We start from the raw sequence: 10,075 nt of genomic DNA, 5'->3' as shown, positions 1-10,075 counted from the left end.
CCCGCCCGCGCCCGCGCGCCCCGGGGCCGGATGACCGCCCGCCCCACGATGGCCACCCGCGTGGGGCCGCCGACCGCCGGCGGCCGCTGGTCGATCGTGCCGCTCGCGGAGTCGGACGCGACGATCCGCGGGCACGCGCTCGGCGAGACGCTGCTCGAGCGGTACGGGATCGTCACCCGCGGCTCCGTGCAGGCCGAGGGCGTCCTGGGCGGCTTCGCCCTCGCCTACAAGGTGCTGAGCGGCTTCGAGCAGCAGGGCCGCGCCCGGAGGGGCTACTTCATCGAGAAGCTGGGAGCAGCGCAGTTCGGCACCGCCGGCAGCGTCGACCGGCTCCGCACGTTCGCCCCGCAGGACGAGGCGCAGGAGCGCTCACGACCGGTGCTCGCGCTGGCGGCGACCGACCCCGCCAATCCGTTCGGCGCCGCTCTGCCGTGGCCGCAGGGCGAGGGGCACCGCCCCGGTCGGAAGGCCGGCGCGCTGGTCGCCGTCGTCGACGGAGCGCTCGCGGTCTACCTCGAGCGCGGCGGCAGGACCGCCCTCACCTTCACCGCCGACGAGGCGGCCCTCGCCGACGCGGCCGGCGCCCTCTCGCAGCTCGTCCGCTCCCGCGGGGTCGAGAAGCTGACCGTCGAGAAGATCGACGGCGTCTTCGCGCTCGGCACGCCCTTCGGCGACGCCCTCGTCGCCGCCGGCTTCGTCGCGAATCCGCGCGGCCTGAGGATGCGCTCGTGAGCGCCGGAGGGAGCCCGCGTGCCCGAGGGTGACACCGTCTACCGATCCGCCCACAACCTCGCCGAGGCGCTGGACGGCGAGGTCCTGACCCGGTGCGACGTCCGCGTGCCGAAGTACGCGACGGTCGACCTCACCGGCGAGACGATCGACGAGGTCGTCCCCCGCGGCAAGCACCTGCTGATGCGGGTCGGCGACGCGCTGATCCACTCCCACCTCAAGATGGAGGGGAGCTGGCACCTCTACGCCCGCGGCGAGGGCGAGCGGCCGAAGTGGCACCGGCCAGCGTTCCAGGCCCGGATCGTCCTCGAGACCGAGGACTGGCAGGCGGTCGGCTTCGAGCTCGGGCTCCTCGAGATCGTCCCGCGCTCGGCCGAGGAGGACGTGGTCGGCTATCTCGGCCCCGATCTGCTCGGCGCCGACTGGGACGCGGACGAGGCGCTGCGACGCCTGTCCGCCGATCCGGAGCGGCCGATCGGGCTCGCGCTGCTCGACCAGCGGATCATGGCCGGACTCGGCAACGTCTACCGCGCCGAGCTGTGCTTCCTGCGCGGCGTGCTGCCCACGCGCCCGGTCGGCGGGAGCGGCGACCTCGTGCGCACCATCGCGCTCGCGAAGCGGCTCATCACCGTGAACCGCGAGCGGATCGAGCGCACGACGACCGGCAACCTGCGCCCGGGCCAGCAGCTCTGGGTCTACGGCCGCGACCGCAAGCCGTGCCGGCGCTGCGGCACTCCGATCGAACGCGGCGAGCTCGGCGACGACGAGCTGCAGCTGCGGGTCACCTACTGGTGCCCGAACTGCCAGAGCTGAGGGGCTACTCCTCGACCGCGGAGCGGCGCCCGGGGACGTGCTTCTCGTGGACGCCGACGTCCGTCAGGCGCTCGATGCGGTCGACGTGGCGGCCGGGCTCGCCGCCGTCCGCGACGATCCAGCTGCCGACGAGGAGGAACCCGTCGCGGCCGCCGGCCGTCAGCGGGCCCGTGATCGTGAACGACCCGAGCGCCGGAGTCGAGAACGCCAAGCGCACCGGGTCCCCGTGCTCGAGCCCCTCGGCCGAGCGCTCCCCGCCGACCTCGTCGGCGTCCGGAGCCAGGGCGATGCTCTGGATCTCGGTCCCCGTGCCGAGGAAGACGTCCGCGACGACGAGCTCGCCGCCGACGGCCTGGCGGACGACCCCCTCGATCCCGTAGAGGCCGTAGCGCGGGGAGCGGACGAGGACGCGCACCGAGTCGCCGATCGCGACCTCGGCGAGAGCACCCCGGATCGAGGCGACATCCCTCCGCGCGGGAGGGGCGGACAGGGCGTCGAGGATCGGGCTGGGCATCCGATCAGGGTAGCCGCTCCGGGAGCGCACCCGCCCGGCGGATCGGCGGCGGATCCCGGCCGGCTGAGGCGCCGGGTCGCATCGGCCGCCGACGCCGCGCGCGAGCGGCGGAGCACCGGCCGGAAGGCTCCGGCACCGCGAGACCCCGGCACTGCGGCGACACCGGCACCGCCGGGAGACGCCGGTACTGCGGCAGGCGCAGTCACCGCTGGGAACGACGAAGGCCCCGCCTGAGCGGGGCCTTCGGACGATGCGGAGTCGGTGGGATTTGAACCCACGGAACCCAATAAAGGGTTCTCCACCTTAGCAGGGTGGTGCACTCGACCGGACTATGCGACGACTCCCGAGCGCCCGCTGGCGGACGCACGACGACCATCATAACCGCACCCGCGAGGGCCTCGCGACACGGGCGCCCGCCCCTCCGCGGGAAGGCGAGAAGCCGCCTACTGGTCCGACAGGGGCCGGCCGATCGTGCAGGTCTCCTGCTGCGCGGTCTGCCCGGAGACGTCGCTCGGGAGGGTGACCGGCCCGTCGGGTGCGCTCGTCGCGGGGGCGTCGGTGGCCGGCGACTCCGTGGCCGCCGGAGCGTTGGTCGCCCCGGGCTCCTCCCCCGTCGACTGCGAGCCGCCGCCGGTGGTGCCGCTCAGCGCGATCGGCTGGTCGGCGAGGAGCGCCGCGTTCAGCGCCGCCGCCGCGTCCTCGCTGGGGTACACGCCGTTGCCGTCGATGAAGGTCGGGTACTGCACGAAGACCACGTTCGCGAGGTCGACGTCCTTCACCGCGAGGCCGATCGACACGAGGGTGTTCACGTTCTCGAGCGAGGTGGAGAGCTGCATGTTCGAGACGGCCGCCTTCGCGAGGCCGTAGAGGTTCACCGGGTTCGAGAGCGTCGACGCGCTCTTCACCTTGCGCACCAGCGATGAGAGGTACACCTGCTGGCTCGAGATGCGGGTGAGGTCGCTGCCGTCGCCGACGCCGTGCCGGGTGCGGAGGAACGCCAGCGCCTCGGCGCCGACGAGCGTGTGCGTGCCCGCGTCGAGGTTCAACCCCGTGTACTCGTCCTGGATCGGGGTGGCGACGCAGACGTCCACTCCGCCGACCGCGTTCGACATCTCGATGACGCCCTCGAACTGGATGAGCGCCGCGTAGGGGATCTCGAGCCCGGTCAGCTGCTCGACCGTCTGCACGGTGCACGCCAGCCCGCCGGCCTCGAGCGAGGTGTTGATCTTCGCCGAGTCCACCGCGTCCGAGACGGCGCCGGTGGCCGGGTCGGTGCAGGAGGGGATCGGGACGTAGAGGTCGCGGGGGAAGCTGACGACCTCCACGGTCGAGTGGTCGGCCGAGATGTGCATGAGCATCGTGACGTCGTTGAGGTTCTCGGCACGCTCGCCGTAGGCCCCGGCGGCCGATCCGTCGGCGCTGTCGCTGCCGGCGAGCAGGATGTTGACGCCGCCCTCGATCGCCCCGATCTCGGGCACGTCGCCCCCGCCCGAGTCGATCCCGAGGTCGACGGAGGGACGCGCGCTCCCGGCGATCAGCGAGGCGGCGATCGCCACGATGCAGACCGCGCTGAGCACGCCGACGCCCACGCAGGCCGCGAGGATCCGCGCGGCGAAGCGCACGCCGCTCGGGCGGCGCAGGCGGCCGTGCCGTGCTGCTGTGGTCCGGGTGGACGCGCATTCGCTCATCGGGTCGTACTCTCTCTCGGCTGCGGGACGCGTGTCGTCCCGGAGTCAGCGCGCGAGGTGGAGAGCACCCGTGGTGACGCCCGCCCTCGGCTCAGCCGAAGAAGCCGACCGAGCAGGTCTGCTGGTCGGCGCTCTGGCCGGTGACCGATTCTGGCAGGGCAACCTTGGATCCGTCCTCGGGAGTCGCTGCAGGAGTGCCGGGTGCCGCCTCGGCCGTCGCCAGCGGATCCGCGGTCGCCGGGCCCGACGGAGCGGCGGTGTCGGCCGGGGCCGCCGCCTCGCCCTCCACGGTCGCGCCGGCGCCCGTGCCGCCGGTGATGGCGATCGGCTGATCGGTCTGCAGGGCGCTCGCCAGGACGTCGCCCGCGGCGCGGTCCGGCTCCACTCCGCTCGGAGTCGCCCCGGTCGGGTACTGCGCGAAGACGACGTCCGCGAGGTCGACGTCCTTCAGCGCGAGTCCCATCTGGACCATCGTGTTCACGTTGTCGAGACCGGTCGAGAGCGTCATGTTGCCGAGCGCCGCCTTCGCGAGCCCGTAGAGCGCGACCGGGTTGAGGAGGGTGTCCGCGCTCTTGATCCGGCGCACGAGCGCCGAGAGGAAGACCTGCTGGTTGCTGATGCGGGTCAGGTCGCTGCCGTCGCCGATGCCGTGGCGGCTGCGGAGGAACTGCAGCGCCGCCATGCCCTCGAGCGAGTGCACGCCCGGCTCGAGGTAGGTGTTCGTGTAGGGGTCCGCGATCTCGGTCGCGACGCAGACGTCGACTCCTCCGACCGCGTTCGACATCTCGATCACGCCGTTGAACTGCACGACCGCGCCGTAGTCGACCCGGACGCCCATGAGGTCCTCGACGACCCCTGCCACGCAGCCGAGGCTGACGTCGCTGCCCATCGCCTCGTTGATCTTGGTGTCGTACCGGGCGGGGATCGTCTCACCCGTGGCGGCGTTCACGCACTCCGGGATGTCGACGTACATGTCGCGGGGGAAGCTCACGACCGTCGCGTTGCTGTGGTCGGCCGAGACGTGCATCAGCATGTTGACGTCGTTGAGGACGCTCGTCTCCTCGTCGGGGTCGCCGTAGGCGTCGCCCTGGCCCTTCCGCGAGTCGCTGCCGACGACCAGGACGTTGAAGCCGCCCTCGAGTGCGCCGATCTCCGGGGCGCCTCCGGCCTCGACGCTGGAGCCGGCCGCGCCCGGGTGCAGGTCGACCGAGGGCTGCACGGACTGGACGATCAGCGTCGCCGCGATCGCGACCACCGACACCGAGGCGACCACGCCGACACCGCCCACGAGGGCGGCTCCCTTCACCAGGGTCCGCGCGAGGGTGTGCCGCTTCTGGCGGCCGTGCCGCACGAAGGGGCGCGGCGTGCGCGGAGTGTCGCGAGTCTGTGTCGAAGGGCCCGTGCGGCGCATCCGTCTCCCGGTGTCGAGGCGTCAGTGGTGCGGAGGTGAGGGCCGGGCATCGGTCCCGGGCGTCGCGCAATCCTATACAGAGGGCTGGCGCGTTCCGAAGGAGAGCGGGCAGGCCTCCGTCGTCGCGCGGCAGGACGGGCGTCGGAAGGCGCCGGCGGGAAGCGACGCGAAGAACGGGACTCCGCTGCGGACGGCGTGGCGGAGGGCGTGGGATTCGAACCCACGAGACGTTTCCGCCCACCAGTTTTCAAGTCAGGTCGGCGGGATGGAATCGGCCCCGGGATGACGACGATATCCGCGACGGTGCGCGGATCTCGTCCCCTCCCGTCTCGGCCAATCACGGGCCGTACCCGCTGCTAATGGCACGCGGCTGGCACGAGTGGCACGCCGCTGGAGCGGTTCTACGCCGCCCCGGGCGGCGACCTGGCACGTTCCCCCCGAAGGAATCGAGGTCGTCAGTCCTGGCTGGCCGCGAAGCAATGATGAGCCGACCGCTGGAGACAGCGCAGCCATCGAGGCCCAGGCGGAGCGACTCAGCGACCCGAGAAAGCAATCAGCTGTAGAACAGCTTGACGACGGTTCCTACCGCGGCTCCGCCGACGATGATCGTCGTCCCAGACATCAGGATCATGCGTGCGATGAAGTCCGAGTTCCGGCACCACTTGTAGAACCGGCCGTGCTCGACCCGCAACGCCTCAACGCGCTCCTGCAAGGTCGGGTGCATGAACCGGATCGTCGCATGGTAAACGAAGAGGTCAGTGAAGAGCGTCGCCTTCATGAGGCTCGCGAGGAACTTGACCCCCGGGACTTGAGCCTCGATCGGGCCCGCAGGACCCGTCTGGTCTTCCGACTGCTCGACTTCGTTCGCCTCGGGAAGCACAGACTTGACGAAGGCCGCGTCTTGCGGGGTCGGGGTCCGAGCAGCACCGTCGCCCGAGCGAACGTCCCCTTCGGCCAACCGTCAGACCAGCCGCAGGTTCTTGAGTCGGTGATTCACCGCATCGAACGAGACGTGGAACTTCTTCGCGAGACCGTAGGCGTCCAGCCCAAGCCTGTGCAGCTCGCGCACCCGCGCCTCCGGCATGAGGAGTTCGGCGGCGAACTGGTTCGCGTAGATCTCCTCTGAGTTCGTGCCGCACGCGGAGAGGCTGTCGCGCCTGTGGAAGTACGTTGCCTTCGGCTCCTGCGCCTTCTGGATGGCGAAGTAGTGGCCCAGCTCGTGGGCGCAGGTGAAACGCTGACGAACGGCAGCGTGCTCGCTGTTCAGGAAGATGTTCGTGTCGCCGCCATCGGCCAGCTTCGCAATGAAGCCGGACAGCGTGTTGTCCAGAGCAGCGGTGAAGACGTTAATTCCGAGCGAGCGAGCGATCGACACCGGATCCACCGGCAACGAGTGCGCCCCGCCATCAAACTCCTCCAGCGCCCTGCGAGCGTCAAGGGTTGCAGACATTGTCGAATCCCTCTCCTTCTCGTCCTCTACGTGACAGCGACCACGTTGTAGCTGTCTAACGTGCGGGCGGCGATCCTTCTTCCCGAAGCGACCACGCACGGCAATCCTAGGGCCCGCTATCCCGACTCGGGCGACGGCGCCCCGAGGTTGACAGCGGCGGGCACTCAGCAGCGAAGTGCGGCCGCGCGCGCCCGCGCGACGTTTGGAATCGGCCATGGGCGGAATCGACACAGCGGTCCGGCGCTCGGATGGACGGGTCCCTGCGCGCGAGGATGGCGACCGTGACGACAACGAACTCGCTGCGGGCGATACGCGCCACCTATCCGGATCTCAACGGCTGGCAGGCGCGGGCCCGTCGCCTGGAAGAGCCGCAACCGGGCAGTGAACTGGCCGCAGATGATGTGCCCTTTCCATCGCATCGGATCAGCGACACAGCACGCCTTTCGCTGATCCTCTCAGGTGAGCACCTGCGCCTCGCAGCCACTGCGGTCGAGGCAGGCGAGTGGTACCCGAGCGCGCACTTCACGGTCCTTCGGGGTGCACTCGTTGGAGCGGCGCAGGCGGTTTGGTTACTCGCACCGAGCGAGCCCGCAGAGCGTCGAGAGCGCGGCCTGATGGTGATGGGCGAGATGTACGAGCAGCGTCAGAAGTACGTCCGGGAGGCGTCGACGATGCAGCTCAGCGAGGACGAGCGGCGAGAGATTCCCCTCCAGATGGAGTGGTCGAGAGACAGGATCGCTCGCGTCGCGGAGCTACGCCGCGGACGAGCGGCGCTGAGCCAGACCGAAATCATCCGCTGGGCAGTGGAGTACCGCTTCCCAGATCGGGCGCGACAGGAGGCGGTCAGGCTGCTTTGGAGGCAGATGAGCGCCGATGCTCACGTACTCGGCTGGAGCGTGTTCCAGCGCGTGCGCAACTTCAAAGCGGACCGACCGTCGGGCCTCGCCGTCGGTGCAGCGGGAGGAGATGTCGAGCACATCGCGGAGCCCTTCGTCGCCGCCCACCTTCTCCTCAAGGAAGGCTGGTCGCTCTTCGACCGGCTCTGTGAAGCGCCGCCGCGATGAGTTCCTAAGACACCTCCTGAATCGTCTCGCGCGCACCCGCGCGCGAGACATGTCCTGGCCCATGGGTGTCCTGCGCGGGACGCCCGAAGGCCCCGGCTCTGTGTGAGGGCGGGGCCTTCGTCGTGGTGCTGCTAGCGGTCGCGGAGAGCGTCGGGAACGTCCTTCCCGAGCACGCGCTCCAGGAGTGCGCCGTGACCGTCGGTGAGCCTCCGACGCATCGCAACCGCCTTGAATGCGGCGCGAGCCCACAGGCCCGGGATCTCCCGGCGGCTGGACTCTCCGGCGACGGTCACGGACGACACGATGCCGCCCTCCACGATGGTCGCGTGGGTAGCGGGGTCGAAGCCCTCCGGCCGCTTGCGGTCCCACCCGAGTGCGGGGACGCCTCCGGCTTCGAGAGCCTTCGCGGTGTCATCGATCCAGGCGTTGTGCTTCTCGACGGCGCGGACGAGGTCCTCGAACGCCTCGACAGCACGGTCGTACGCCTTGGGCAGGTTCTGGCGGTTGTGCAGCTGGCCGAGCGCGGCGAGCTTCGCGTTCCGAACCTGGTTCGCCCGGGTGCGAGCGAGGTCGGCGCGCTGGCGAGCGCGGGTGCCCTCGTCACGGAGGCGAGTGACCTCGACGCGAGCCTGGGCGGCGCCGAGTTCGAGGGGCGACCCCTCGCCGTCGCGGATGCGCTGCTTCAACGCATCGAGGTTGGCCTGCGCCTGTTCGAGGGGAGTTGCTTCAGTCATCGTGAGATCCTTCGGTTGAGTGGCGGGCCGGGCTGGCCCTGGAGCCCGCAGGCGTCGATGTGAGCAACGGACTGCGGAGGTCGAGGAGTTGAATCGGGAGCGCGGGGAGGGCTCTGAGAGCCGGTTAGCCGACGAGCGATTCGTCGAAGCGCCGGACCTGCTCACGGAGACCGCGCGCTTCTGAGCGCGCATCCGCGGCCTGCCGACGCGCATCGACCAGAGCGGCGCGGATGATCCGCGCGACCGCCGGGGCGCTGGCATCGAGCCAGGCGACGGCAGAGCGGAGACTGTCGACCTCGGCCCCGTTGTCGAGTGGGGCGCGGTGCGCACCAGCGCGGTCCCCAGAACCATCGGCGCGGATACCGGAGCGCGGCGACGCCGTCACGACAGCACCAGATCGGCGGACGCGATGAAGTCCGGTTCGCACGTCGGGCAGAGCCCCCTCCCGTTGTCGGCCGCGGGGTGTACAGGCAGTCCGCACACCGAACACACCGACCACGAAAACGGATCATCAGCACCGAGCGACTGCCTCCACGCGACGACGCACGCCGGACACACTCCGAGCCCATCCGTCCAGACCCGATGCTCACCACACGTCGGCGCGACGCGATCCGAGTCGAGATCGAGAAGCCACCGATACGGCCTTCCCGGCTCTCTCGTCGGCCACGCAGTAAGACCGGCCATCAGCTGACCTCTTCGATCGGCGCCCACGAACGCCGAGTGCCCTCGACGACCAACTCCCGCGGCACGTCATCCCAGGAGTCGGGCATCTGCATCGAGGCAGCAACCGGCAGACCGGAAGTCGTGTTCGTTTCAGAATCGCCACCATCTACAGCTGGATCTTGACCTTCACCTCTACCTCTACCTCTACCTACGCGCTGCGTCACGTCACCCGACTTGTCACGCGTGACGTCACCCGTCTCGTCACGGGGAGTGGCTGCGCTCGGGCGCGGCGTCCGCCTGACCTGGGTGCGCTGCTGCTCTCGGTAGCGGCGGGCCCTCTCGGCTGCGTTCGCACGAGCAGCGGCCATTTGCTCCGCGGTCGACTGGTTGAGCCGGTCGACCGCATCCCACCCGAGGAGTTGCATGCCGTTGTGAGTCGACTCGACGATGCCCGCGGCTTCGAGTTCCTGCGTCGCGGCGGCGATGATCTGAGCGTCTCCGGAGGGGTGCATCCTGGCGAAGTAGCGCGCGGGGATCCTGCCGTCGGTGGCGGAGGCATTGCTCCACATCAAGCAGGACGTCAGCACCCGCCACGCGGCATCGGACAGGTCGTCCATCATCAGAGAGCCGTGCCAGCTCACCGGAAGCCTGGCGTCCATTAGACGACCTCGCTGACGACCACGAGGCCCCCGCCGGCGAGCGCCGTCTCGATGGTCGCGGTCATCAGGACTCGATGCCGAGGAGCCGCCGGAGGGGCGCGGTCGGCACGAGGATCGATCTGCCGAGGCGGATCGACTCGATGCGGCCCGTGGCGACGTCGTCGTATGCCTGGCCACGTCCACGCCCGAGGACGCGGGCGGCGTCGGCGACAGAAATGGTCGGCTCGTCGAGGAGGGCGCGCTTCTCCGCGGAGGTCAGTTGCTCGGTCATGGTCTTCGTCCTTTCAGGTGACTACAACGAAGTCTGCGTGATGTCTTGTACTTGTGTGACACTGTCCGTGGACAACTTG

General features: G+C 70.2%; 10 protein-coding genes, 1 tRNA gene and 1 pseudogene. 3 read left to right on the top strand and 9 right to left on the bottom strand.

The genetic code is table 11. The features are described from left to right. Window positions 1–732 (top strand): annotated as a pseudogene (locus C5C49_RS15370) (ATP-dependent helicase); the annotation flags it as partial. Window positions 733–750: 18 nt separating this feature from the next. Next, window positions 751–1,542 (top strand): DNA-formamidopyrimidine glycosylase family protein, encoded by a 792-nt coding sequence (locus tag C5C49_RS15365; RefSeq protein WP_104233936.1) that lies wholly within the window; start codon window positions 751–753, stop codon window positions 1,540–1,542. A 4-nt stretch (window positions 1,543–1,546) separates the two neighbouring features. Here C5C49_RS15365 and C5C49_RS15360 read toward each other — a convergent pair whose 3' ends face one another. The 6 genes from C5C49_RS15360 to C5C49_RS15335 all read right to left on the bottom strand — a co-directional run bounded on the left by C5C49_RS15360 (window position 1,547) and on the right by C5C49_RS15335 (window position 6,605). Further along, window positions 1,547–2,056, bottom strand: coding sequence for a hypothetical protein (locus C5C49_RS15360; protein ID WP_104346497.1), 510 nt, complete (start codon window positions 2,054–2,056; stop codon window positions 1,547–1,549). Window positions 2,057–2,309: 253 nt separating this feature from the next. Next, window positions 2,310–2,400 (bottom strand) — tRNA-Ser (locus C5C49_RS15355). A gap of 99 nt (window positions 2,401–2,499) precedes the next feature. Continuing rightward, window positions 2,500–3,744, bottom strand: a complete 1,245-nt coding sequence (locus tag C5C49_RS15350) for an LCP family protein (RefSeq protein ID WP_104346496.1) — start codon at window positions 3,742–3,744, stop codon at window positions 2,500–2,502. A 91-nt stretch (window positions 3,745–3,835) separates the two neighbouring features. Beyond that, entirely contained in the window at window positions 3,836–5,050 is a 1,215-nt protein-coding gene (locus tag C5C49_RS15345; RefSeq protein ID WP_258059448.1) for an LCP family protein, read from the bottom strand. Between the two features lie 658 nt (window positions 5,051–5,708). Beyond that, complete coding sequence (locus C5C49_RS15340) at window positions 5,709–6,113, bottom strand: hypothetical protein (protein WP_146084902.1); 405 nt, start codon at window positions 6,111–6,113, stop codon at window positions 5,709–5,711. Window positions 6,114–6,116: 3 nt separating this feature from the next. Next, complete coding sequence (locus C5C49_RS15335; RefSeq protein ID WP_104346494.1) at window positions 6,117–6,605, bottom strand: ImmA/IrrE family metallo-endopeptidase; 489 nt, start codon at window positions 6,603–6,605, stop codon at window positions 6,117–6,119. A gap of 281 nt (window positions 6,606–6,886) precedes the next feature. Here C5C49_RS15335 and C5C49_RS15330 point away from each other — a divergent pair, with 281 nt between their 5' ends. After that, on the top strand, window positions 6,887–7,669 hold the full coding sequence (locus C5C49_RS15330) for a hypothetical protein (RefSeq protein WP_146084901.1): 783 nt from the start codon (window positions 6,887–6,889) through the stop codon (window positions 7,667–7,669). Window positions 7,670–7,800: 131 nt separating this feature from the next. Here the strand turns inward: C5C49_RS15330 and C5C49_RS15325 are convergent, their stop codons facing one another. The 3 genes from C5C49_RS15325 to C5C49_RS15310 form a co-directional block, all read right to left on the bottom strand. Then, window positions 7,801–8,403: a hypothetical protein gene (locus C5C49_RS15325; RefSeq protein WP_146084900.1), complete on the bottom strand. Its 603-nt coding sequence runs from the start codon at window positions 8,401–8,403 to the stop codon at window positions 7,801–7,803. A 683-nt stretch (window positions 8,404–9,086) separates the two neighbouring features. Continuing rightward, window positions 9,087–9,686 (bottom strand): hypothetical protein, encoded by a 600-nt coding sequence (locus tag C5C49_RS15315; RefSeq protein WP_146084899.1) that lies wholly within the window; start codon window positions 9,684–9,686, stop codon window positions 9,087–9,089. 103 nt (window positions 9,687–9,789) lie between these two features. Further along, on the bottom strand, window positions 9,790–9,996 hold the full coding sequence (locus tag C5C49_RS15310; RefSeq protein WP_104346489.1) for a DNA-binding protein: 207 nt from the start codon (window positions 9,994–9,996) through the stop codon (window positions 9,790–9,792). Between the last annotated feature and the right edge of the window lie 79 nt (window positions 9,997–10,075).

Source organism: Rathayibacter sp. AY1E2 (assembly GCF_002932325.1).
Classification (GTDB): Bacteria; Actinomycetota; Actinomycetes; order Actinomycetales; family Microbacteriaceae; genus Rathayibacter.
Note: the sequence above shows the minus strand (reverse complement) of the source record. Positions and strands in the feature narration are given on the sequence as shown.